22 protein-coding genes are annotated in these 23,619 nt (G+C 68.7%); 10 read left to right on the forward strand and 12 right to left on the reverse strand.

Going from position 1 to position 23,619, the window contains the following annotated elements; genetic code table 11:
• From NJ1_RS36760 to NJ1_RS36770, 3 genes are all read right to left on the reverse strand, one after another.
• The coding region (locus NJ1_RS36760) for an antitoxin (protein ID WP_339381303.1) at positions 1-249 on the reverse strand (249 nt) is incomplete at its 3' end.
• A 39-nt stretch (positions 250-288) separates the two neighbouring features.
• The gene (locus NJ1_RS36765) at positions 289-1,410 is read right to left on the reverse strand and encodes an MBL fold metallo-hydrolase (protein WP_067704682.1); all 1,122 of its coding nucleotides are present in this window, start codon (positions 1,408-1,410) and stop codon (positions 289-291) included.
• 41 nt (positions 1,411-1,451) lie between these two features.
• Complete coding sequence (locus NJ1_RS36770) at positions 1,452-2,177, reverse strand: enoyl-CoA hydratase (protein WP_067704649.1); 726 nt, start codon at positions 2,175-2,177, stop codon at positions 1,452-1,454.
• Between the two features lie 28 nt (positions 2,178-2,205).
• On the opposite strand from NJ1_RS36770, the gene NJ1_RS40765 reads away from it, so the two are divergent.
• A complete protein-coding gene (locus NJ1_RS40765) occupies positions 2,206-3,582 on the forward strand; it encodes an FAD-dependent oxidoreductase (protein ID WP_422615813.1) in 1,377 nt (458 codons plus the stop codon).
• A gap of 381 nt (positions 3,583-3,963) precedes the next feature.
• Here NJ1_RS40765 and NJ1_RS36785 read toward each other — a convergent pair whose 3' ends face one another.
• A complete protein-coding gene (locus tag NJ1_RS36785) occupies positions 3,964-4,818 on the reverse strand; it encodes an aldo/keto reductase (RefSeq protein ID WP_067704652.1) in 855 nt (284 codons plus the stop codon).
• A 491-nt stretch (positions 4,819-5,309) separates the two neighbouring features.
• On the opposite strand from NJ1_RS36785, the gene NJ1_RS40050 reads away from it, so the two are divergent.
• Complete coding sequence (locus NJ1_RS40050) at positions 5,310-6,479, forward strand: hypothetical protein (protein WP_067704654.1); 1,170 nt, start codon at positions 5,310-5,312, stop codon at positions 6,477-6,479.
• Between the two features lie 86 nt (positions 6,480-6,565).
• Here the strand turns inward: NJ1_RS40050 and NJ1_RS36795 are convergent, their stop codons facing one another.
• The 5 genes from NJ1_RS36795 to NJ1_RS36815 form a co-directional block, all read right to left on the reverse strand.
• On the reverse strand, positions 6,566-8,089 hold the full coding sequence (locus tag NJ1_RS36795; protein WP_067704685.1) for an acetyl-coenzyme A carboxylase carboxyl transferase subunits beta/alpha: 1,524 nt from the start codon (positions 8,087-8,089) through the stop codon (positions 6,566-6,568).
• Positions 8,090-8,185: 96 nt separating this feature from the next.
• On the reverse strand, positions 8,186-8,788 hold the full coding sequence (locus tag NJ1_RS36800) for a GTP-binding protein (protein ID WP_174557160.1): 603 nt from the start codon (positions 8,786-8,788) through the stop codon (positions 8,186-8,188).
• Positions 8,769-9,143, reverse strand: a complete 375-nt coding sequence (locus NJ1_RS36805; RefSeq protein ID WP_067531005.1) for a DUF742 domain-containing protein — start codon at positions 9,141-9,143, stop codon at positions 8,769-8,771. Before NJ1_RS36805 ends, NJ1_RS36800 begins: the two co-directional genes overlap by 20 nt.
• 7 nt (positions 9,144-9,150) lie before the next feature.
• Positions 9,151-9,564, reverse strand: a complete 414-nt coding sequence (locus tag NJ1_RS36810; RefSeq protein WP_029930951.1) for a roadblock/LC7 domain-containing protein — start codon at positions 9,562-9,564, stop codon at positions 9,151-9,153.
• Positions 9,561-13,673, reverse strand: a complete 4,113-nt coding sequence (locus NJ1_RS36815; RefSeq protein WP_084479239.1) for an ATP-binding protein — start codon at positions 13,671-13,673, stop codon at positions 9,561-9,563. Before NJ1_RS36815 ends, NJ1_RS36810 begins: the two co-directional genes overlap by 4 nt.
• Before the next feature lie 319 nt (positions 13,674-13,992).
• Here NJ1_RS36815 and NJ1_RS36820 point away from each other — a divergent pair, with 319 nt between their 5' ends.
• The 6 genes from NJ1_RS36820 to NJ1_RS36845 all read left to right on the forward strand — a co-directional run bounded on the left by NJ1_RS36820 (position 13,993) and on the right by NJ1_RS36845 (position 20,582).
• A complete protein-coding gene (locus NJ1_RS36820) occupies positions 13,993-16,128 on the forward strand; it encodes an AMP-binding protein (protein ID WP_084479240.1) in 2,136 nt (711 codons plus the stop codon).
• Positions 16,129-16,273: 145 nt separating this feature from the next.
• Positions 16,274-16,660 (forward strand): hemophore-related protein, encoded by a 387-nt coding sequence (locus NJ1_RS36825; RefSeq protein WP_067704657.1) that lies wholly within the window; start codon positions 16,274-16,276, stop codon positions 16,658-16,660.
• Between the two features lie 25 nt (positions 16,661-16,685).
• Positions 16,686-17,396 (forward strand): response regulator transcription factor, encoded by a 711-nt coding sequence (locus NJ1_RS36830; RefSeq protein WP_245717751.1) that lies wholly within the window; start codon positions 16,686-16,688, stop codon positions 17,394-17,396.
• On the forward strand, positions 17,393-18,817 hold the full coding sequence (locus NJ1_RS36835; protein WP_174557161.1) for a sensor histidine kinase: 1,425 nt from the start codon (positions 17,393-17,395) through the stop codon (positions 18,815-18,817). The genes NJ1_RS36830 and NJ1_RS36835 overlap by 4 nt, the downstream gene beginning before the upstream one ends.
• Before the next feature lie 182 nt (positions 18,818-18,999).
• Positions 19,000-20,157, forward strand: a complete 1,158-nt coding sequence (locus tag NJ1_RS36840; RefSeq protein ID WP_067704662.1) for a YhgE/Pip domain-containing protein — start codon at positions 19,000-19,002, stop codon at positions 20,155-20,157.
• Positions 20,158-20,297: 140 nt separating this feature from the next.
• Positions 20,298-20,582: a hypothetical protein gene (locus tag NJ1_RS36845; protein ID WP_174557162.1), complete on the forward strand. Its 285-nt coding sequence runs from the start codon at positions 20,298-20,300 to the stop codon at positions 20,580-20,582.
• 72 nt (positions 20,583-20,654) lie between these two features.
• On the opposite strand, the gene NJ1_RS36850 is transcribed toward NJ1_RS36845, so the two are convergent.
• Positions 20,655-21,020, reverse strand: coding sequence for an FKBP-type peptidyl-prolyl cis-trans isomerase (locus NJ1_RS36850; protein ID WP_067704667.1), 366 nt, complete (start codon positions 21,018-21,020; stop codon positions 20,655-20,657).
• A gap of 110 nt (positions 21,021-21,130) precedes the next feature.
• Between NJ1_RS36850 and NJ1_RS36855 the strand changes: the two genes are divergently transcribed.
• Both NJ1_RS36855 and NJ1_RS36860 read left to right on the forward strand, forming a co-directional pair.
• On the forward strand, positions 21,131-21,934 hold the full coding sequence (locus NJ1_RS36855) for a TrmH family RNA methyltransferase (protein ID WP_067704671.1): 804 nt from the start codon (positions 21,131-21,133) through the stop codon (positions 21,932-21,934).
• Positions 21,931-22,230 carry a DUF2537 domain-containing protein gene (locus NJ1_RS36860; protein WP_067704674.1) on the forward strand — a complete coding sequence of 100 codons (300 nt, stop codon included), beginning with the start codon at positions 21,931-21,933 and terminating at the stop codon, positions 22,228-22,230. The genes NJ1_RS36855 and NJ1_RS36860 overlap by 4 nt, the downstream gene beginning before the upstream one ends.
• Positions 22,231-22,286: 56 nt before the next feature.
• Here NJ1_RS36860 and NJ1_RS36865 read toward each other — a convergent pair whose 3' ends face one another.
• Positions 22,287-23,102: a DUF6928 family protein gene (locus NJ1_RS36865; RefSeq protein ID WP_067704676.1), complete on the reverse strand. Its 816-nt coding sequence runs from the start codon at positions 23,100-23,102 to the stop codon at positions 22,287-22,289.
• 274 nt (positions 23,103-23,376) lie between these two features.
• The coding region (gene sepH, locus NJ1_RS40770) for a septation protein SepH (protein ID WP_245717752.1) at positions 23,377-23,619 on the reverse strand (243 nt) is incomplete at its 5' end.

A 23,619-nucleotide genomic window follows, 5' to 3' on the forward strand; every position in this document is an offset into this window, starting at 1 on the left:
CTCGGTCGGGGCCGGCGCTGCCGGTGCGGGCTCGGCCGGAGCGGCCGGCGCAGCCTCCGGAGCAGCCGGAGCGTTCTCCGGGATCGCGTTCTTCACCGCTTCGGTGCCCTTGTCGATCTGAGACGAGTACTTGCCCTTGGTCTTCTCGTCGATGAACCCCCCGGCCTTGTCGACCGCCTGCTCGATCTTGTCGGCATTCTGGGCCGCGACATCTTTGCCCTTGCCGACCAGTCCCTTGAGCGTGTCCATCAGACTCACAGCCCCTACTCCTTCACTCTCGGTCTTCGGTCATTGACGAACATCCTCCCACCAGGTATCGCGCGGTGGCAGGCCAATGGGGTCGATCCGCTGACCCGGCTTCGGCACGGCGACCTCCGTGCCCGCCTCGCGCGCCGCGGCGACCATTCGCCGAACCGGCTCCGACCAGCCGTGGAAGGCCAGATTGAAGGTTGCCCAGTGAATCGGCACGAGCAGGCCGTAGCCGGGGTCGCCGACACACAGATCGGCGTGTGCGCGCACCGCCTCCTCGGGATTCATGTGCACATCGGGCCAGTGCCGGTCGTACGCGCCGATCGGCAACAGAGTCAGATCGAACGGGCCCAGCCGCGCACCCGCCTCCGCGAACGCCTTGGTGTATCCGGTGTCGCCGCCGAAGTAGACCCGGCGAGTCGGGCCGGCGATGGACCACGACGCCCACAGCGTCGTATTGCGCACCAGACCGCGACCGGAGAAATGCCTTGCCTCGGAGCAGGTGATCACCAGGTCGGTGCCGTCGTCGTGGGCGCGACCCAGCTCGGACAGGGAAACCGAAGCAGCCCAGTCCAATTCGACGATGCGATGCTCGGGCACCTCCCACTGCCGCAGATGCGCACCGATCCCGATCGGGACGATGAACACCGCCTCCTGAGTCCGGACCAGTTCGACGACCGTCTCGCGATCGAGATGGTCGTAGTGATCGTGCGAGATGAGCACCGCGTCCAGCGGCGGCAGTTCCGCCAGCGCGGACGGCACGGGATGCAACCGTGCCGGACCCACCAGCGGAGACGGCGACACGCGCTCGCTCCACACCGGATCGGCCAGCACGCGGTAACCGTCCACCTCGATCAGACAGGTGGCGTGCCCGAACCAGGTGACGGCCAGATCGCCCGCCTGCTCCGGCAATATGGGCTTCACCAGCGGGATCTCTCCCACCGGGCGACCCGCGTTGCGCCGGGTGAGCAGCTGATACAGCAGTTCCGCCGGATTACCGGTGATCTGCGAGCTCGGCTCGGTGTTGTGGAACTGCTTGTCGCGGTACGTCGTCGCACCGCGCGCGGTCGGCGCGATCGCCGAACTCGACGCACCGATGGCGGCGGGAATTCCCCACGCCGCTCTCACCAACCAGGAAATACCGAACGCACCCGCAGCCATACCCACCAGTTTCCGCGAATTCCCGGCCACGCGCTCCCCCTTCATCGACCCACGAATTTCGCGGCCCGCTTCTCCAGTCGGGCCACGCGCGCTTCCTGCGCATCCATGCTGGACCAGGCGGCCGCCAGCGCCTCCGACTGCTCCGGTGTGTCACCGTTGCGAGTGTTGTCGTCGTTGAACACCAACTTCATGTGCCGCAGCGACAGCGGCGCCAACTGCGCGATCTGCTTGGCCCACTCCTGGGCGTCGGCGAGCGTGCCCACCTTGTTGGCGAAGCCGAAGTTGTACGCGTCGGCGGCCGAGATCCGCTCCGCGCCCAGCAGCATGGTGCGCGCGGGGCTGGAGCCGATCAGCGACGAGAGCCGCCGCACCGTCCAGCGATCAACGGAGATACCGAGTTTCGCGGCCGGAATGGCGATGAACGAGTCCGGGCTCATCACCCGCAGGTCCGAGGCCAGCGCCAATTGCACACCCGCGCCGAGCGCGCCGCCGTTGATCGCGGAGATCACCGGAACCGGAACGCTTTCGATGGTGCGCAGCATGCCGAGCAATCCATCCAGGAAGCTGTCGGAGTACACCCCGTCCAGATCGGCGCCCGCGCTGAAGATCGGTCCCTGGCCGGTCAGCACGATCACCCGCGCGGACGTCGCCGCATCCTCGATCGCGGCGCGCAACAATCCCACGATTTCTTCGCTGAGAGCGTTCCGGCGCTGCGGACGCTGCAGTTCGATGGTCACGACATCACCATCGCGGCTGAATCCGAGCATGGTTCCTTCCCCACTGTGCTATGTACCCATGGTCATCATCACTCTAAGCGGGCGTACCGTCTGGTCGGTGACCGCAACACCCGATGTCGACATCCTCGTGATCGGCGCCGGCCAGGCCGGACTGTCGGTCGGCTATCACCTCCAACGGCTCGGATTACGCCCCGAACAGGACTTCCTGATCGTCGACCACTCCCCCGCACCCGGCGGAGCCTGGCAATTTCGGTGGCCGTCACTGACATTGAGCACCGTGAACCGGGTGCACGATCTGCCGGGCATGTCGTTCGCCGAGACGCTGCCGCAGGGCTCGGAGAACGCGCAGGCCGCGACGGCCGTGCCGCAGTACTTCGCGCTGTACGAGAAGCGTTTCGACCTGCGGGTGCACCGGCCGCGGTCGGTCGGGGTCGTGTGCGATCGCGCGAGCGCGGCCACCTGCCCGGATGCGGAGGTGGACGGGCTGCTGCACGCGGAACTCCGCACCGCGGAGTCGAGCGCGGATCGCGCTGTGGGCGGTTCGCGCAATCATCCACAGTTCTCCACAGCCGACCCGGTGTCCACAGGCGCGCTGTCCACAGGCGCGGGGTCCACAGGTGGCGACGCGGGGTCGACGGGTAGCGACGCGGTGCCAACAGGTGGCGAGGCGGTCTCCGCCGCGAACGGAGCACACCCGGTCTCGGACGGCCCGATGTCCGGTCCCGGCAACACAATTCGCAGCCGCGGGCTGGTCAATGCGACCGGGACCTGGGACAAGCCGTTCATTCCCTTCTACCGGGGAGCGGCGGAATTCGCGGGCCGGCAGCTGCACGCTCATGATTACCGCACCGCGACCGAATTCGCGGGCAAGCATGTGGTCGTGGTCGGCGGCGGCATCACCGCGATCCAATTGCTCGACGAGATCTCGCAGGTGACCACCACGACCTGGGTCACGCGGCGCGAACCGGTCTTCCGGACAGGAGAATTCGCACCGGAGAACGGGCGGGCCGCCGTCGCGATGGTCGAGGACCGGGTGCGCCGGGGCCTCCCGCCGGGCTCCGTGGTGTCGGTGACCGGATTGCTCGAGACCGACCGCACCCGGGCGGCTCGCGCGCGGGGCGCGCTGGATCGGCGCCCGATGTTCGATCACATCGAACCGGACGGAATTCGTTGGGCCGACGGCGGCTTCGAGCATGCCGACGTGATCCTGTGGGCCACCGGATTCCGTAGCGCCCTGGACCATTTGGCCCCGCTGCGCCTGCGCGGACCCGGCGGCGGCATCACCATGACCGGACGGCTCGCGACCCAGGTGGCCGCCGATCCCCGCATCCACCTGATCGGATACGGGCCCTCCGCCAGCACCATCGGCGCGAACCGGGCGGGCCGCGCGGCCGCCGCCGAGCTGACCGCCTTCCTCGGTTTGCCACGCGGCTGACGACCACGACGCGAAACCACCGGACGCACCGGGCGGTCGGCAGAACGCCACCGACCACCACCGCCTGCTGTCACGCGGCCGATGGCCTGCCGTCGAGCGAACGGACCGCCGCAGGTCAGGGCACGACGGACACAGCGAGGTGGGATCACCGCCCGACTCCGCACCCGGCGCCGCAACGCGGATGCGCACTCGGGTGCTCCCCACTGGCGCTGGGGCACAGCTCTCGCTCGGCGAGGCCCTGTCCGCCGCAGCCCCGCCGCCTCCGGCCGCGAGGCGCACCGACGTCTCCGGTCACCGCGCGGCTTCGGCATCGGCGCGGTGTGGCACGCGTCGGCGAGTACTCCGGGGTGAGCCGGTCCGGGTGCTCGCGAGCCCGTGCGGCTACGGCGCGCCGACGTCGAAGGTGTCGGGGTCGGGGCCGATGCGTGAGCCCTTGTCCAGGTCGGTGATTCGCGATACCTGCTCGTCGGTGAGCTCGAAGTCGAACACGGCGAAGTTCTCCGCGATCCGGGACGGGGTCACCGATTTGGGGATCGCGACATTGCCGAGCTGCATGTGCCAGCGCAGGATCACCTGGGCGACGGTGCGGCCGGTCTCACCGGCGATGGCGCCGATCACCGGGTCGTCCAGCTCCGCACCGCGGCCCAGCGGACTCCACGCCTCGGTGACGATGCCGTGCGCGGTGTGGAAGGCGCGCAGATCGTTCTGAGCCAGATAGGGGTGCAGCTCGATCTGATTGACCGCGGGGGTCTCGCCGGTCTCCTCGATGATGCGCTCGAGATTGGCCCGGGTGAAGTTCGAGACGCCGATCGAGGTGACCCGCCCCTGCGCCTTGAGCGACTGCAACGCCCGGAAGGTATCCACGAACAGGCCGGACTTGGCGATCGGCCAGTGGATCAGATACAGATCCAGCTGATCCAGCTCCAGGCGCTTCATGCTGTCGTCGAAGGCGCGCAGGGTGGCGTCGTAGCCCTGATTGTCGTTCCAGAGCTTGGTGGTGACGAACAGTTCGTCACGTGGAATGCCGGATTCGCGCAGGGCACGGCCGACTTCCGACTCGTTGCCGTAGACGGCGGCGGTGTCGATACTGCGGTATCCGGCCTGCAGAGCGGCGGCGACGGTGCCCACCGCTTCCTCCGCGGCAACCTTGAACACGCCGAAGCCGAGCTTCGGCATGACCTGGCCGTCATTGAGGACGATCGAGGGAACTGCGCTGGTCTCGCTCCGGTAAGTCACCTTTCCGACCGTAAGAGCGGTTCGGCCTCAGGTCAACGACCTGCGACTGTGTTCCTGAACCCGCCGCCGAAGTCCGGACGCGGCGAGTCGGGGCGTTTCGTGACCAGCACTGTCGGTCTCGACCCGGCAAGATGGACGAACCGTTGTGCGCCACAATGAGACCGCAGCAATTCTCGCTGTCGCACTGTAGGTTCGAGCGCACATCGGAACGCCCGAGTCACCGTCGGCGATGCCGCGTCGACGGGCCGACCTCGCCGCGACCGCTGACCTGTTCGACCGTAGCCACCCTCGATGCCGTAGCCACCCTCGATGCCGTAGCCCGAACCCGCCGCCCCGTCCGCGGGGCGCGGATTCGGCATCGAGCCCGGCCACAGCCGAAAGCTGTACCGCACGAACCTCATCCACACCTGACGACCCAGCCGCGAGCACCCACATTGAATGGAGGACGGCGCTCCCCGTCGCGAACGAGGGGTCCGGGCGCCAAACATCTGATGACATCCCCTGTCGCCGGACTGCTCGACCGCTATTCGGACCACCGGGCGCGCCGCTGGGTGATTCAGGAGAGCCGGATGGCCGGCATGCTGCCCGGCTGGCGCAGCCGCCGGCGACGACGCCTGCTGGTCGTCGCGACCGCCCTGAGCCTGCTGTGGCTCGCCGCGGTCGGGGTGCTGTGCGTCCTCGGGTTCCGCTCGGCGCCGCTGCTGTGGCTGCCCGGCGTGGTGATGTTCATTCCCTCCTGGACCATGCTGCGGATCGCCTCGCACGGACACGACCACACGCTCGCCGACTACGAGCAGCACATGATCGAACGCAATACGGCCCGCTCCATGGGGCTCACGCTCACCCAGGCGCTGACCTTCGTGCCGGTCGCGTACCTGCTGGTGGTCGGTTCGTTCTTCCCCGACGCGGATTCGTTCCGGACCGCGTACGCGGGCGGCGCCATGGCGTTCGCGACACTGCTGGCCGGAGGGTGCGCGCCCGCGATGATTCTGGCGTGGACGCAGGCCGAGCCGAAATCGGCTCGGCGGGAGGCGAATACCCAGCTCGCGATCGAGGGGCGGGACGAGGGCGTCGAGACCGACCCGGCCGAGGTCGGGGGCACCGCGAAACAATCGCGAACCGACGGCCGGGATGAGTGGGCCGAGGTTGCCGCTGTCACCGAAGCCGCGAGTGCACGGGCCGAACTCGGACATGTACCCGCGGATGCCACAACCAGGCGGAACGAAGCCGCGCCCGCCACCACCGAATTCGACGCCGTGCGGGCGGAACTCGAGCCTGTCATCAGGGACGGCGAAGCCCTGCGGGCCGATGGCGCACCTGCCATCAGGGAAGTCGAAGCCGCGCGGGCCGATGGCGCACCTGCCATCGCCGAGTCCGCCGCGCCTGTCCTGGACGGCACCGCCGGTGTCCGTGCCGACGCGGCGGAGAGGCACGTCGGCGCGGCGGACGGCGGGGCCAGGCAGGAGGATGTCCGGACCAGCACGGCGGACATCCGGGCGGGGTATGTGGACAGCCGAACCGGGGCCGTGGACGTTCGGGGCGGAGATGGGGACGGGGACGTTCAGGCCGGGGCTGTGGACGTTCGGGCTGTGGACGTTCGGGTCGGGGACGTTCGGGCCGAAGCGAGGGATGCCCGCGCCGAAGCGGTGCCGGAACGGTGAAGCCGGGAACACCCGACCACCGGCGCGGCGCGCGACTGGGCCCCGTCGCGCGGTGAAGCCGGAACGGTGAAGCCGCCCAGCGTGACTCAGGGCAGTCCGAGCCTGCGGTAACGCCGCTGCCGCTCGCCCACCAGCTCATCGGCAGGGCGTGCGGTCAGGCCCGCGAGTTCCTCGGCGATGGCCGAGACCATGCGCAGGGCGAACTCCGCGGGTTCGTCCGCGGCGTCGGGATATTCGGGCACCACCCGGTCCACGATGCCGTCCTGCATGAGGTCACCGGACCGGATGCGCTGGGCGGCGGCCAGTTTCGAGGCGTGCAGGGTGTCGCGGTAGACGATGGCGCTGGCGCCCTCCGGCGGGAGCGGAGCCAGCCAGGCATGGGTGGCCGCCAGGACCCGGTCGGCGGGCAGCAATGCCAGCGCACCGCCGCCGCTGCCCTGCCCCAGCAGCACCGACACCGTCGGAGTGTCCAGGGTGACGAGATCGGCCAGGCAGCGGGCGATTTCGGGCGCGAGCCCCCGTTCCTCCGCCTCCTGCGAGAGCGAGGCGCCGATGGTGTCGATCACCAGGACCAGCGGAATGCGCAGCTCCGCGGCGAGATGCATGCTGCGGCGCGCCTCACGCAGCGCCTCCGGGCCCATGGTCCGATCCGGTGACTGACCCGACCGGTCGTGACCGAACACCACGCACGGCTGACCCCGGAACCGGGCCAGCGCGTGCAGCACGGTGCGATCGACCTCGCCCTGTCCGGTGCCGGACAGGGGAACTCGGTCCGTGGCATGGCGCAGCAGCTCGCGAATGCCCGGGCGGTCGCCACGCCGGGAGATCAACACCGACTGCCACGCCGGAACATCGTCACCTTCTCGCAATGCGGGCCCGTACAGTTCGTGCCCGGCAACGAATGTCCCTACGCCATGATCGAAATCCCTTGGATCGACCACGCTTTCGGGCAGCGGTGCGGGACTCCCGCAGCTGACCTCCAGTGCGCGATGGGTGATGCGCCGGAACACCCGCACGGGCATCACGCCGTCGATGACGCCACTGCGATAGAGGTTTTCGGCTGTCTGCACGCCGTCGGGGAAATCCCGGTGGTACAGCGCCTTGTAGACGCGCGGGCCGAGGAACCCGATCAGGGCCCCCGGCTCGGCAAATGTCATGTGCCCCAGCGAACCCCACGACGCGAAGACCCCGCCCATGGTCGGATTACGCAGGTAGACCAGGTACGGATGTCCGGCGGCCTTGTGCACCGCCACCGCTCCGGCGATCTTGACCATCTGCACGAAAGCGACTGTGCCCTCTTGCATTCGGGTGCCGCCGGAGGTCGGCGACGCCAGCAGCGGCAAGCCCAGATCGGTGGCGCGTTCGACCGCCGACACGATGCGCTCCGCCGCCGCGACGCCGACCGACCCTGCGAGAAAACCGAATTCGCACGCGATCACGGCGACCCGCCGTCCGCGCAGCAACCCCTCCCCGGTGAGCACCGACTCGTCGGTGCCCGCCGTTGCCGCAGCCGTCTCCAATTCCTCCGAGTACCTCGGGGAAGTGTGCACGGGTACGGGCGGTCGATCCCAGCTCGAAAAGGAACCGGGATCGAGCAGTTCGCCGAGCATTTCCCGCGCCGAGATCTTCACGGGCGCGAGCTTATCGGGCTCCGACGTTGCTGCGGGCAACGCCGGAGGCCATGTCCTGCTTCGAAGGCCCCGGCGCTAGTAGCCCTGCACGACCTTGCGCAGCGCGTACTCGGTGACGGCGACGAGCGCCTGCTTCACCGGTTCCCGGCGACGAGCGTCGATCGACATGATCGGCACGTCCGCCGGGACCGCCAGGGCGGCCCGGATGTCTTCCACCGGATAGCGCGGCGCATCGTCGAATTCGTTGATGGCCACCAGGAAGGGTAGGTTCCGCGCCTCGAAATAATCGACAGCCGCGAAACTGTCCTCCAGTCGTCGGGTGTCGACCAGTACGACGGCGCCGATGGCGCCCTTGATCAGGTCGTCCCACATGAACCAGAAGCGGTACTGGCCGGGAGTACCGAACAGATACAGCACCAGGTCATCGGCGAGGCTGATTCGGCCGAAGTCCATGGCCACCGTGGTGGTGGCCTTGGACGGCACGCCGGTCAGGCTGTCGACGCCGACACTGGCATTGGTCACCAGAGCTTCGGTGCGCAGCGGAACGATCTCCGAGACGGCACCTACCAGGGTCGTCTTACCCACACCGAAACCACCGGCGACCACGATCTTGGCCGACGTCGGCTTACTGGTGCGGGTATCGACCTGTGTCGTCGAATCAAATACGCCGGAGTCCACTGAGAACCCTTTCGATCAGCTCGCGACGTTCATCGTCGCTGGAATCGTCTTTCAATGTCGCCGATACCCGCACGTGGCCGGCTTCGATGAGATCGGCGACCAGCACCCGGGCAACCCCGATCGGGATGCCCAGGCGCGCAGCGACCTCGGCGACAGACGGCGATTCTCTGCACAACTCCACGATTGACGTCTCGATGTTGGTGAGTTCGAACTGCCGCTCGAGGGCGACCGGATGCGATGCGACGAGCGCTTCCAACGCCAATTCGACCTTCGGCCTGGTACGGCCGGCGGTCAGTGAATATGGGCGTACGAGACTGGGCTCGGCGCTCCCCACGCGTTCGTTGTCTATGTCCATCCCGCCATCAGGAACCCATCGTGACGCGAGGTGTGGCCTGCACTGTCTGGCCCACCCGCTCGACCAACAAAGCCATTTCGTATCCAACCTGACCGATGTCACACGAGGTGTTCGTGAGCACCGCGAGGTAGGAGCCGTCACCGACCGCCATGAGCAGCAGGTAGCCGTGTTCCATCTCGACCACCGACTGCAGGACGGTGCCGCCCTCGAACAGATTGGACACACCCACCGAGAGGCTCGCGAGCCCCGCGGTCACCGCGGACAGCTGTTCGGCGCGGTCCACGGGAAGCTGTGCGCTGGCGGCCATGAGCAAGCCGTCAGCGGAAACGAGCACAGCGTGCGCTACTCCGGGAACCTCATTGGCGAAGTTCGAAACCAGCCAATCCAGCTGACGCTTCGTACCACCTAGATCGGGGTTCATCGGTCTCCTTTATCTCCGGTTAGGTTCATTTCTTTCACAGCTCGGCCGTCCCGGACGCCCTGCTGATGACGACTCAAACTCGACCTGATGGATTCTGGGTCCCGTTGGGCCGCCTTGTCTGCGTTTCCGTTCACACCGCCCGGCACGAGACGGTTACCCGGATCACGTTGCGGGAGACCCGCAGCCGTTCTGCGCTCCGGAGTGGTTTCCACGGCCCGCTGCGCGGCCTGCCAACCCTCATCACCCGGTGATTCGAAGGAGGCGGCCACCTGGGACCGGTCCGCGCTGGGATCCGACAGCCACGCCGACATCATCTCCGCGAAAATCGGTGTGCCGAACGACTGGTCCGCCTCCCCGGCCGGCTGCAGCCGGGTCTGGAAGAACGAGGCCGCCTTCTGCGGATTCGAGCGGAAGCTGTGCCGGCCGCTGTCCTTCGGATCACCGGACAGATCGCTCGGATCGCTCTGCGGCAGACCGACACCCGGCAGCGGGGCCGGACGCTGCGGGAGACCCGCACCCGGATCACGCTGCGGGAGACCACCGCGCTGCGGCAAGCCGCCACCCAGCGGCTGACCCGGAGCTCCACCCGGCTGACGCTGGGAGAGGCCGCCGTCACGCTGCGGGAGACCACCGGCGGCGGGATCACGCGGTGACAGGCCGTTGGCCGGATCACGCTGCGGCAGGCCACCCGTGGGCGCACGCTGCGGCAGGCCACCGAAACCGGAATCCTGCTGCGGCGCACCGTTTCCGCCGGGCGAGCGACGCGGCAGACCGCCGTCACGCTGCGGCAGGCCACCGGACTGATCGCGTTGCGGGAGACCGCCACCGGCCTCGCCGCGCTGCGGCAGACCGGAGGCTCCCGGATCACGCGGAGCCGGGGCTCCCAGATCACGCTGAGCCGGGCCGCCCAGCGCCTGGCCGGGAGCGCCGACCTCGCGCTGGGGTAGACCGTGCCGACCCGTATCGCGTTGCGGCGCACCGGCGCCCCGCGGCTGGCCGTTCCCGGCCGGATCGCGCTGCGGCAGGCCACCGGACGAATCACGCTGGGGCAGGCCACCGGAGGCGTCGCCCCGCTGCGGGAGGCCGTTACCGGGCTCACCACGCTGCGGCAGGCCGTTACCGGGCTCACCACGCTGCGGAAGACCGCTGCCCGGTTCACCACGCTGCGGGAGACCGCCGCTCGCGTCACGCTGCGGCAGGCCGCCGGACGGATCACGCTGCGGCGGAACGGGTCCGCGCTGCGGAAGCCCGTTGCCGGGCTCACCGCGCTGGGGCAGACCGCCGGCGGCGGGATCGCGCTGCACCCGGCCGCTGCCGGTCGCATCACGCTGCGGGAGGCCGTTGCCACCCTCACGCGGGGGCTGACCGTCACGCTGCGGGAGACCCGAGATGCTCGGCTGCGGGAGACCGCCCTGACCCGAATCACGCTGCGGCGCACCGTTCGAGCCCGGTTCACGGGTCGGCAGGCCGCCGGGCGCGGCACCGCGCTGCGGCGGCAGTGCACCCGGGTCACGGGACGGAGCGCCATTGGCGCCGGGCTGGCGAGTGGGCAGTCCACCGGGGCCCGAGTCACGCTGCGGGAGACCACCGGAGGCCGAATCACGCTGCGGCGGAACGGGCCCGCGCTGCGGCAGACCCGAGTCGCCGGGTCCACCCGGACCGCCGGGACCACCCAGGCCGCCGGGAGCTCCGGGACCACCCGGACGCGGGGGCTGACCGGGACCACCCGGTGCGCCGGGAGCGCCCTGGCGCTTGAGCATGTTGGCGGCCAGACCACCGCGCGGCGCGGCGGGCGGCTCGCCCGGCTGACGCGGCTGCAGGTTCGCACCCGGCTGGGCCGCGGGCGCGGCCGGACCGTTCGCACCCGGCGCGCGCTGAGGTAGCCCGTCCGGTCGCGGACCACCCGGGGCGGCCACGGTGTGCTTGACGGTCGGGCCGTTGACGCCCGGCTGACGAGTCGGCAGACCGGCCGGGATGGCATTGCCGGGCTGCCGGGTCGGCAGCCCACCGGCGGCGGCCGGAGCCGGAGCCGCGGGCGCGGAACCGGCCGGAATCGGCCCGCTCACACCCGGATCCACGGTGACCATGACATTGCCGGTCGCGGTGCGGGTGACCGCACGCATCTGCATGGAGGACGGCGCACCGGCCTGATTGCCCGCGCCCTGCGGCATCGGAGCCGGGTTCGGCTCCTGCGGGTTCGCCTGCGGCGGCACCGCGATGGCCCCGCCCTGCGAGACGATGAGCGGCCGGGGCACATGCACGGTGACGGTCACGCCGGGATCGCGCGCGGTGTCGAAGGTCGGGCGCAGGCGCACGGTCAGACCGTGCCGCTCGGCCAACCGGCCGACGACGAACAGACCCATGTGGCGGGCGGTGTCCGGGCCGACCTCGGCGACGGCCTCGAGCCGTCGGTTGATCTCGGCCATCTCCGCGGGCGGCATACCGATGCCGCGGTCCGCGACCTCGATCAGCAGACCCTGGTCGTGCCCCTGAGCGAAGGTGAACTTGACGTCGGTCTCCGGCGGAGAGGCGCGCAGCGCGTTGTCCAGGAGCTCGGCGAACAGGTGCGCGAGGTCGGAGGCGGCGGGCTCGGTCAGGGAGCCGCGCGGGGTCGCACCCAGCTTGACGCGTTCGTAGTCCTCCACCTCGGAGATGGCCGCACGCAGCACGTCGGCGATCTCGACCGGTGCGGACTTGGTTCGGCGCACCTTGGTGCCGGCCAGAATCAGCAGGTTGTCGCCGTTCCGGCGCATACGCGCGGCGAGATGGTCCAGACGGAAGAGGTTTTCGAGCAGGCGCGGGTCCTTCTCGTCGTACTCCATCGCCTCGATGAGCGAGAGCTGATGGTCGACAAGGGACTTGGAGCGGCGGGCCAGGGTCTCGAACATGTCGTTGACCTGGGTACGCATCGAGGCCTGATCGGCGGCCAGGCGCAGCGCCTGACCGTGGATGTCGTCGACGGCGCGGGCGAGCTGCCCGACCTCCTCGTCGGTGTGCACCGGCATCGGTTCCAGCGGCACGTCTTCCGGATCGGCGCCGTCGCGCAGGGCCGAGACTTCCTGACCGAGGTCGTATTCGGCGACGCGCAGGGCGGCCAGGCGCAGCCGGCGCAGCGGCACGATCATCGCGCGGGCGATCAGCACGGCCAGCGCGAGCGCGCCGAGGATGGTGGCCACCACGATCACCGAGTAGCGCACGGCGTCGGACCGGGCCGTGGTGGACAGGTTGTCCACTCGCGAGACGATGTCCTTGGACGCGTTGTTCACCACGCCCTGATAGAGATTGATGCTCTGTTCGAGCGAGTCCTTGATCTCCGCGACCGGCAGCGAACCCGAGGAGGCCGAGGCGCCCGTGGTCAGCTGGATCCGGGTGTCCACCAGACGATTCAGATCCGCGATGGTGGCGTCGCCGTCCGCGAAGCGGTGCGCGAGCACGCCGAGCATCTGACGTTCGGTGTTCACGCTGATCTGGAAGTCGCGCAGGCCGTCCTTCGCGTTGCCGCGTAGAGCCTCCGCGACACCGGCGATCTCACCGACCAGGATGGCGCGGGTATTGAGCGAGTCGACCAGGCGCAGCTTGGACTGATCGACGTTCTTGTCGGCGATCGAGGCGGTGATGTTCTCGACGGTGCGGACGCTGTTGCCGCGGATCCGCTCGATCTGCGCGGTGGAATCGGCGACGGTCTTGGTCGGCGCGAGGCCGTTGGCGCGAATCGCCTTCGCGGCCACGACCATGTCGTCCAGGGCCTGGCGCGCGTTCGGGATGTCACTCAGGCGCGGAGCCGCCTTCTCGGCGAACGCGATAGCGGTGTCCAGCTTGGCGAGTTCCGGGTCCGAGGTCATCGATTGAGTCGGCGACAGCATGACCGACTGGCCCGCCGAGACCTGACCGGCCGCGGCGCTCAAACCCGTGATGGCCGGGATCACCCCGACATGGTCGACGGCCGTCGACAGACGGCTCGACTCGGCGAACTCTGCCGAGATCCTCGACGCACCGAGCACGACGGCGACGAGAAGTGGGACGGCGAGTACCGCCGTCACCTTCCATCGCAGGTCCCAGTTGCTCAGCGCCCAGCGCTTATTGCTGCCGGACCTAGCGGCGTCACGCATCTCCCACTCACTTTCCAAACTGGCCCAGGCCACGCAGCATCAGCGAGCCTCCACGATCGCACGCTGGGCTCGACAGACAATGCTGGCCGAGAACTGCGGCTGGCCGAGAAATTGCGTCCATAGCGGCCGAAATATGTGACATGCGATTCTAACGGATCAATAACTTCTTGTGTGACTACTTGGCAACCACCGGTCGCTGACCTGCCAATTCCAGGCAAAATCAAAGGTCGCGGCGTCCGCCCGGACGTCGCGTGAAGTCTGCCACAATCAGGCAGATCTATCGAGGCGGGCATCGAGGCGGAGCTAGGGAGTCACCGGGTTGAACGCGAAGAAGGAGTACCGACCGGCTTATCAACTGAGCCTGGTCGACCCCTCGGAGTTCTGGCGCACGGCGGCCGAATCCATCAGCTGGGATGTGCCTCCCGCCCAGATTCTCGATGCCACGGCCCGGCCCACGGCGCGCTGGTTTCCCGACGCTCGCCTCAACACCTCCTACAACGCACTGGATCGACATGTGCGCGAGATCACACCGTCAGAGGACGGTTCAGCCCCTCGAGAGGGGGGTCGCGCCGACCAGCCCGCCCTAATATACGACTCCGCTATGACCGGCGCCAGACGTGTCTACACATATGCGGAGTTGCTGGACGAAGTCGCCCGTTTTGCCGGGTCCATGCGGCGCTTGGGCGTCCGGGCCGGGGAACGCGTCGTCATATATATGCCGATGATTCCGGAGTCGGTCATCGCGATGCTCGCCTGCGCCCGGATCGGCGCCGTGCACTCGGTGGTCTTCGGCGGATTCGCCGCGCACGAGCTGGCCGCGCGGATCGACGACGCCGAGCCTGTGCTGATCATCACAGCCTCGGGCGGACTCGAGCCCGGCCGTCGCATCGAGTACCCGCCGATCGTGTTGCAGGCCTTGGATATCGCGCAGTCGACGGCGCCCAAGAACGTGCTGGTCAAGCAGCGCGACGGGTTCCCGAACATTCGGTTCGCCACCGAGCAGGCCGCCACCGAGAGCCTGCCCGCATCCTCGCAGACCGTGGCCGCGCACTGGCTGGACTGGGACGACGCGATTCGCGACGCCGAGCCGGCCGCGCCGGTCTCGATGGCCGCCACCGATCCGCTCTACATCCTCTACACCTCCGGAACCACCGGAAAGCCCAAGGGCGTGGTGCGTGACAACGGCGGGCACGCGGTCGCGATGGCCTGGTCGATGCGCAATATCTATGGCGTCGCCCCCGGCCAGGTCATGCTGACCACCTCCGATATCGGCTGGGTCGTCGGGCACTCCTATATCGTCTACGCCCCGCTGCTGGTCGGCGCGACGACGGTGCTCTACGAGGGCAAGCCGATCGGCACCCCCGACGCGGGCACGTTCTGGCGACTCGTGCAGGACTATCGGGTCGACGTCATGTTCACCGCGCCCACCGCCCTGCGCGCCATCCGCCGCGCGGACCCCGAGGCGATCTCCGCGCACCGCCACGACCTGTCCTCGATGCGCGCGCTGTTCTGCGCCGGAGAGCGCCTCGACCCCGCGACCTACGAGTGGACGGTGGACACCCTGCTGGACGGGCGGCCCGACTGCCCGGTGGTCGACCACTGGTGGCAGACCGAGACCGGCTGGCCCATTTGCGCCGATCCGCTAGGGCTGCAACAACTTCCGATCAAGGTCGGATCGGCGTCGCTGCCGGTGCCCGGATTCCGCCTGCGCGTGCTGGATTCCGAGGGCAATGCGGTACCCCCCAATACAGAGGGGAACATCGTGCTCGGGCTGCCCATGCCGCCCGGGACGCTGACCACGCTGTGGCGTGACGACGAACGCTTCGAGCGCTCCTATCTCTCGGCCTATCCCGGCCACTACCTGACCGGCGACTCCGGCTATTTCGACGAGGACGGCTACCTCTACGTACTGGGCCGCAGCGACGATGTGATCAATATGGCCGGGCATCGGCTCTCGGCGGGCGGGATCGAGGCCGCCATCTCCGGGCATCCGGTGGTCGCCGAGACCGCGGTGGTCGGCATCCCGGACGAGCTCAAGGGCCAGCGGCCGATCGGGTACGTGGTGCTCAAGTCCGGAATCGACATCGACTCCGAGCAGCTGCGCGCCGAGGTGATCCAGCTGGTGCGCGAACGGGTCGGGGCCATCGCCACCCTGTACGACGTCGTCGCGGTGACCGCGCTGCCCAAGACCCGCTCCGGCAAGATCCTGCGCCGCACCATGCGCCAGATCGCGGCGGGCGAGACCTACGAGGTGCCGCCGACCATCGAGGACGCCGCCATGCTGCCCGCGCTGGAGCGGCAGATCCGGGACGCGGTCACGGTCATGGACGATCGGGAACGGATCGCGGCGGCCGATGCCGCGGCCGCCATGACCATGCCGATCCGCCGGATCGAGCGCACCATCGACGGCGTCGTCCCGGTGCCGCCCGCCGACGATCCGTCCGTCTCGTCCTGAGCTCTCGGCGGGACCGGCTCCTCCACACAGTTTTCTCAGAGATCGCTCATCGGCTCCCCATGCCGGTGCCCTACCGTCGGGCAGGCACGGATCGCGTCCGCGTGATCCGGCACACCCGCAATGTCTTCTTCTGAGAGGTCGATGCATGAGTCTCGTTCGTAATCGCCGAATCGCCGCTGCTTTCGGAGCGGGCGCCCTCGCCACCCTCGCGGTGACGCTGGCCCCGTCCACCGCGTCCGCGGCACCCACGGATCTGGTTGCGCCGCTGCTGACTTCGACCTGCAGCTTCTCGCAGGTCGATGCCGCGATGCACGACAAGGCACCCTCGCTCGCCCAGTTCCTCGATCAGAACCCGTCGCAGAAGGCCGAGCTGCAGGCCAAGTTCGATCAGCCGATCGCACAGCGCCAGGCCGAGTTCGACGCCTACGTCCGCGACAACCCGGATGCCGCGAGCCAGGCGGACAGCGATCCGCGCGCCGGTGGCATCGCCGCCTCCATCCAGCTGGTCGCCGACTCCTGCCACGACTACTGAGTCAGCGGCTGCGAGAATGGAGTCCGTGGTCGAACGCGGTGAGCTACCGACTGTCCTCGTCGTCGATGACGACGAGGACGTCCTCGCATCCGTCGAACGCGGACTCCGCCTCTCCGGTTTCCGGGTCCTGATAGCCCGGGACGGGGCCGCAGCCCTGAGACAGGTCACCGAGCACTCTCCCGACGCGGTGGTACTGGATATGAACATGCCCGTCCTGGACGGGGCGGGCGTGGTCACCGCGCTGCGGGCGATGGGCAACGAGGTACCCATCTGCGTGCTCTCGGCGCGCAGCTCGGTGGACGACCGGATCGCCGGGCTCGAATCCGGCGCGGACGACTATCTGGTGAAGCCCTTCGTGCTGGCCGAACTGGTCGCGCGGATCAAGGCGCTGCTGCGCCGCCGCAGCGATACGCCGCCACCGGCAGCCATCCCCGGCGGAATCAGCGTCGGGCCACTGGAGGTGGACGTCGCGGGGTATCGCGCGCTGCTGCACGGTGACGAAATCGAGCTCACCAAAAGGGAATTCGAGCTGCTCTCGACGCTGGCCCGCAGCGCCGGGGTGGTGCTGAGCCGCGAACGACTGCTGGAACTGGTGTGGGGCTACGACTTCGCGGCCGACACCAATGTGGTGGACGTGTTCGTCGGCTATCTGCGCCGCAAACTCGAATCCGACGGCACTCCACGCCTGCTGCACACGATCCGCGGTGTCGGGTTCGTGCTGCGAGCACCCAAATGACCAGCCCCACACTCGAATCCGCCGCCCGCCGCCGCATCTGGCAGCGCAAGCGGCGGCGCCGGTCCTATTCGCTGCGCACGCGAGTGGCCGCGGCGGCCGCGCTCGGGGCGATCATCATCGTCGCGGTGCTGAGCTGGGTCACGATGTACGCGATCGAGCGGAACAATCTGACCCAGGCCGATCAGCAACTGCGCACGGTCTCCCGGGTGGTGCTCATCGAACCCGTACTGGCCGTGACGGTCCTGGGCGTACTCGGCCCCAACAATGCCGTGGCGCTGACGGTGCGCAACTCCGACGGATCGATGGCGAGCACCTCGGTGCAGCTGCCCGAGCTGCCGGTCGGCCAGCACACCGTGCTGGTCGGCGGAGACACCTACCGGGTGCTCACCACCACCGAGAATCAGCCCCCGGGTCGCGTTGTGTCCCTGGGCATCCCGACCACCGAGACCGAACACGCCACCGCCGAACAGCGTCGCTGGGTGCTGTTGGCAGCGGGCGCCGCGGTCGCCGCGGCGGCGGGGCTGGGCTGGCTGTTCGGCGGGCGCGCGGTGCGGCCGATCGAGAACATCACCAGGCAGCTGGATCGGCGCGGCCCGGCCGCGGATCCGGGAACGCCCTTCCCGGTGGACGGATCCGGGGTGCGGGAGGCCGAGAAACTCGCCGGAGCCGTCGGCACCATGCTCGCGCGAATCGACCGCGCGCAGACCGAGACCGCCGCGGCCCTGGAGACCGCCCGCGATTTCGCCGCCGTCTCCGCGCACGAACTGCGCACCCCGCTCACCGCCATGCGCACCGACCTCGAGGTGCTGCGCACCCTCGATCTGGACGAGGCGCAACGGCTCGAAATCCTGGCCGACCTGCAGCGCGGCCAGAATCGGGTGGAGACCACGCTCGCGGCCCTGGAACGCCTGGCCGCCGGGGATCTGTCCAACGAACGCGACCACGTGGAAACCGATGTGGCGGAGCTCTGCGACGCCGCCGCGCACGACGCGATGCGCCATTTCCCCACCCTCACCGTGCGCATCGACACCGATACCGAGCTGATCACCCGCGGCCTGCCCACCGGTCTGCGGCTGGCGATCGACAATGCCCTGGCCAATTCCGCCCGCCACGGCGGAGCCACCGAGGCGCTGGTGTCGGCGCATCGAGCTGTCAACGGGCACATAGTGATATCGGTCGACGACAATGGCCGCGGACTTCCGGTGGACGAGCGCGAGGCGGTGTTCGCGCGATTCTTCCGGGGCAGCCGGGCCAGTAAGGGCGGGTCCGGACTCGGACTCGCGCTGGTCGCCCAGCAGGCTCAATTGCACGGCGGGCGAGCCTATTTCGACGATGGCAGGCTCGGCGGTGTGCGACTGGTTCTGCAATTGCCCGATCGCGGTGAGCCGCGCACGGAACCGCTGCGCGTTCAGCGCGATTGACCGTTCGCGTTGAGCGCGTTCGACTGTTTGCGTTCAGCGCGTTCGATGATCGGCGTTCAGCGCCGTCGACGGTGGCCGAATATGTCCATCGACCACGGAATCCCGGAATTCCGCCGGGACTTTATCGAATTCTCAGAATAGCGACAGAGCGGACGTTAATTCGGGCCCGTACGGTCTGAACGGTGCCTGGAAAACGTGTCCGTCTTGTCCTGTTGACTCTTGTTCTCGCCGCCGCGGTGGCCGCCGGTTCCGTCGGTTATCTGCGCTGGTCGTCCGCACCCACCGCAGTGGCGCTGATCAACGGCGACAGCGGACCGATGGGGACGCGCATCGCGAAGATCCTGCAGGACAGCGGCACTCGCTCCTGGGACGTGGTCGAGGAGGCGAGCACCTCCGAGTACGCGGTGGTGATCACGCTGCCCCCCGACCTGTCCACCGATATCGCCTCGCTGGCCACCGACAAACCCGTGAAGGCACAGGTCACCGTGACCACGCACCCGCGCGCCGAGGCGAATCTGGTGAACGACGCGGTGAACGAGGTGACCAAGCAGATCAGCTCGGCCGGACTGGACTCCATGTTCGCGGCGATGAACTCGGCACGCGGTTCGGTCACCCAGCTCGGCATCACCACCGGGATGCTGAACGCGGGCGTGCAGGCGGCGGCCGACGGAGCGGGGCAGTTCACCTCCGGGGCCGATGACATGATGTCGTTCCTCAACGAGGCCAAAGCCGGTGCGGGACAGCTGACCTCGGGCATCGACACGCTGAACTCGACGCTGGCGGCGGCCACCACGCAGGCGAATCAACTCGCCACGGCGCTGGATTCGACCGGCGTCACGATCGGTCAGGTCACGCAGTCGGCGGGCTCGCTCAGCGCGGGCTTGAATGTCGTGGTGCCGCTGTTGCGCGCGCTGCCGTTCGCGAACGATCCGCAGCTGGCCTCGGTCATCACCCAACTCCAGGGGTTGCAGAACATCGCGAACGAGGCGAACGGTCAGCTCAGCGGTTTCGCGGACCTGACCGGGACACAGGTCACACCCGACACCCGGATAGGTCAGCTGCTGCGCGACGCGGCCGCCAGACTGGGCGATGCGAGCACGCAGCTGAATCAGGGCGCATCCCTGGCCGCGAGCATTCCGCAGATCGCCGACGAAGCCGGGACCCAGTTGCAGACCGCCATGCAGGCGCTCACCGCCGGCGTGACCCAATTGCAAGCCGTGACCAAGACCCTGGGCAACCAGGCGGGCCAGGCGTTGAACGCACTCCCCCAGCGCACAGCTCCGCAACAATCCGTCATCGCCTCGGTGCTGAGCGACCCCGTGGAGATCATTCGCAAATAGGTTTAGCAAACAATTAGCAACGATCGGTGGTTCGCAAAGCTACGATCATGTCCGAATTGCTCTAATCGAACCGTTTAGGACGCTTTACAGCTCCTGCCCGACCCGCGCCAACCGGTACCGGAGAGGAAACGATCGTGAGCATGCTGCTGGCCGCGCACGACATGTACGGCTCGGTAATCGCCCAGTTGGGCAACCCCTCGCCAGAGACGCCACCCATGGCCGACAAGATGATGAAGATGTTCCGCTACTTCACCTGGTTCACCCAGATGTCGGGCATCGCCGCGATCACCTACGGCGGCGGACGCTTCGCCTGGGAGAAGTGGGGCGGCGGCTCCGCCTCCCCCAAGATGGTCGCCAATGCCATGATCGGCGGCGCCACCGCGACAAGTGCCGGCACCATCATGAACACGGTCGTCGGCTCGTAACCGACGCTTCCCGGACCCGGGACAACCGTGCCCGCCGTGCGAACCAGCACGGCGGGCACGCGTCTTCGGACGTCAGCTCAGGACGTCGATCAGGTCGATGACGAAGACCAGCGTCTTGCCCGACAACCGGTGTCCGGCGCCCGCGGCGCCGTACGCCTGCTCCGGCGGGATGGTCAGCTGCCGGCGGCCGCCGACCTTCATTCCCGGAATGCCTTCCTGCCAGCCCTGGATGAGGCTGCGCAGCGGGAACTGGATGGACTCGCCGCGGTCCCAGGAAGAGTCGAACTGCTCGCCGGTGTCGTACTCCACGCCCACGTAGTGGACATCGACGGTGTCGCCGGGCTTGGCCTCGGCGCCCTCGCCCACCACGAGATCCTTCAGAACCAGCTTCTCGGGGGCGGGACCATCCTGGAACTCGATTTCCGGCTTGCTGCTCATATGCTGTCCTCTTCGATAGTGGGATCGGGCTCGGTAGTCACCCTATGCCCTGCCACCTTTACCACCGTCGAAGGCGGGTTAAACCCGTCGGTGCGGCAGGATGGATCGTCGTGGCCGAAGTGATCGATATCGACGACCCCGCCGACCTGCGAGTCGCCGATTTCCGCGACCTCAATTCCGCGGACCGGCGACCGGATCTGCCCGGGGGCAAGGGGCTGGTGGTGGCCGAGGGCGTGGTGGTTGCGCAGCGCATGCTGAGTTCCCGATTCCGGCCTTTCGCGCTGTTCGGTGTCGAGCGGCGGTACGAACAGCTCGCCGAGGATCTGGCCGGCGTGGACGTGCCGTACTACCGCACCACCGCCGAGGTGATGGCCGAGGTGGTGGGGTTCCATCTCAATCGCGGCGTGCTGGCTGTGGCGCGCCGACCGGCGGAGTTGACGGTCGAGCAGGCTCTGGCGGGGGCGAACACCGTGGCCGTGCTGGAGGGCGTCAACGATCACGAGAACATCGGCTCGGTCTTCCGCAATGCCGCCGGCCTGGGCGCGGACGCGGTGCTTTTCGGCGACCGCTGCTCCGACCCGCTGTACCGGCGGGCCGTGCGGGTCTCCATGGGACACGTGCTGCGCATCCCGTTCGCGCAGCTTCCCGCCCTGCCCGAGGGCCTGAACGTGCTGCGCGAGAGAGGTTTCCAGATCATCGCGCTGACCCCGAATCCGAAGGAACGGACCCTGGCGGAGGCCATGACCGGGGAGAAGGTGGCACTGCTGCTCGGAGCGGAGGGGCCGGGCCTCACCGAGGAGACCATGGCGGCCAGCGATATTCGCGCCCGGATCCCGATGACACCGGGCACCGATTCGCTTAATGTTGCGACCGCCGCAGCCATGGCCTTCTACGAAAGAGTGCGTGTACCGTGAGCCACCCGCCGGACGGACCCTACGGCTACGGAGACTCCGAACCGACCCCCTGGGCGGCCGGGATCGCCGTGGTGGTGATCGTGGCGGCGCTGTCCTCGGTGGGGGTGTACGCGTTCGGATCCGCACTGGCGCAGGTACATCCGATCCTGTCCGTCCTGGTCAACCTGACCGCGGTCGGCGGCGCGACCCCGACCGCGTGGAAGTGGCGATTCGCACCGGTGACGCGCTGGGTGATCGCGGGACTGGCCATCGGCGTGGCGCTCGCCTGGGTGGCCCTGCTGGCGTCGGCGCTGTAGAGCGGGCGAATCCGCGGACCTGAAATGCCGGGGCCCGACGACGCCACGCCCGGAGTTCAGGAGACCCGATCACTCCGGCGCAGCCAGCGCAGCAGTCCGCGCTTGCCATAGTGTTCCGCGGGCGGCAGGGCCGGTTCCTCGAGCGGCGGCGCCTGCCCCTTGGGGAAGAGCGAGAAGCCGCACACCAGAATCTGATCCGCAGTCAGCGGTGGATTCGAGGGCGGCGTTGGATTCGAGGGAGACACCCGCTCGCCGGTGTCTCCGGGCGCCGGGTCCCCCATCGCGGGATCGCGCACGAGAGTGCCGCCGCGATACCGGAATCCGAGCCACACCTGATTGGCCCCGTCCGCGAAGTCGGGCGGATCGAACGGCAGCAGTTGCGGGTCCGGCGGCTCACCGGGTCCGAGCCGGATCGGATGATCACCCGCCCAGTACGGCCGCTCCCAGACCAGGGGCAGACCCTCGTCCTCGAGGATGTTCACCCGGGTGGCGCTGAAGGAGCGGCGAAATTCACCACGCTCCCAGTGCGCGAACGCACCCCAGCCCAGCGTGAGGTCGTAGGAGACCAGGAAGGTGTGCTCCGAGGCGAGCGGGCGCACCAGCAGTTCGGGCAGTCTCGTCGGGCGTGAGAGAGCCGCCTGAGCGGAGCAGACGACCGTGACGCCGGGATAGCAACCGATATAGACGGATTCGGGGTCCGGCCCGGCCCACACCTTCATGGTGCCGGACGCCGCGGGGACCACGTCGTGCTCGGGGTTCAGCTGACGGGCCAGGGCGAACGACGCCTCGTGATCGGGATCGGGATGCGCGCGCAGGATCGCGACCGGATCGGGGGCATCGACGTACCAGAGGGATGAGACTGTGGATGGCACGGCACCTCCCGAAGTCGTTGCGACTCAAGCTGGCAAATCTTGAGCAACACCCGGTGGCCTGCCGTCGGCGTCGGCGCGGATCGACCCGGCGAATACCGCCACCACCCTAAAATCTACCCTTGCGCCGCGCGAAATGTCGCCGATGCGCGAGCTCACCCCCGGCGCGACGCACGAAAGCCGAGCTGAGCGGCTAGCAAATATTCAGCATCCATACGGTGTGGCGCCGAGCGACTCGCCGACAGCACGCGTGATTCGACGACCCTGTCCGTCGAACTCAGTGACCGGAGCTGCGCACACCCAAGAGCACGTCTTCCCAGGACGGCATGGGCGCCTTGCCGCCGCGCTTGGCGCGGCTCTGCTTCTGCGCGGGCTGCTTCGCGGCCGGTTGAGCCGGAGCGGGAGCCGCTGGCGCGGACTCCTCGACCGCAGCCGGTTCCGCGACCGGAGCGGGCTGCGCCGGTGCGGGAGTCACGGGCGCGGCGGGAGTCACGGGAACCGACGGCGTGGGAACAGCCGG

Source organism: Nocardia jejuensis NBRC 103114 (assembly GCF_001613145.1).
Classification (GTDB): domain Bacteria; phylum Actinomycetota; class Actinomycetes; order Mycobacteriales; family Mycobacteriaceae; genus Nocardia; species Nocardia jejuensis.

Coding starts and splice junctions, on each gene's coding strand:
- NJ1_RS36765 (WP_067704682.1), bottom strand. CDS start 1,410: ATGGCTGCGGGTGCGTTCGGTATTTCCTGGTTGGTGAGAGCGGCGTGG.
- NJ1_RS36770 (WP_067704649.1), bottom strand. CDS start 2,177: ATGCTCGGATTCAGCCGCGATGGTGATGTCGTGACCATCGAACTGCAG.
- NJ1_RS40765 (WP_422615813.1), top strand. CDS start 2,206: ATGGTCATCATCACTCTAAGCGGGCGTACCGTCTGGTCGGTGACCGCA.
- NJ1_RS40050 (WP_067704654.1), top strand. CDS start 5,310: ATGACATCCCCTGTCGCCGGACTGCTCGACCGCTATTCGGACCACCGG.
- NJ1_RS36795 (WP_067704685.1), bottom strand. CDS start 8,089: ATGCTCGGCGAACTGCTCGATCCCGGTTCCTTTTCGAGCTGGGATCGA.
- NJ1_RS36805 (WP_067531005.1), bottom strand. CDS start 9,143: ATGGACATAGACAACGAACGCGTGGGGAGCGCCGAGCCCAGTCTCGTA.
- NJ1_RS36810 (WP_029930951.1), bottom strand. CDS start 9,564: ATGAACCCCGATCTAGGTGGTACGAAGCGTCAGCTGGATTGGCTGGTT.
- NJ1_RS36815 (WP_084479239.1), bottom strand. CDS start 13,673: ATGCGTGACGCCGCTAGGTCCGGCAGCAATAAGCGCTGGGCGCTGAGC.
- NJ1_RS36825 (WP_067704657.1), top strand. CDS start 16,274: ATGAGTCTCGTTCGTAATCGCCGAATCGCCGCTGCTTTCGGAGCGGGC.
- NJ1_RS36835 (WP_174557161.1), top strand. CDS start 17,393: ATGACCAGCCCCACACTCGAATCCGCCGCCCGCCGCCGCATCTGGCAG.
- NJ1_RS36845 (WP_174557162.1), top strand. CDS start 20,298: ATGCTGCTGGCCGCGCACGACATGTACGGCTCGGTAATCGCCCAGTTG.
- NJ1_RS36850 (WP_067704667.1), bottom strand. CDS start 21,020: ATGAGCAGCAAGCCGGAAATCGAGTTCCAGGATGGTCCCGCCCCCGAG.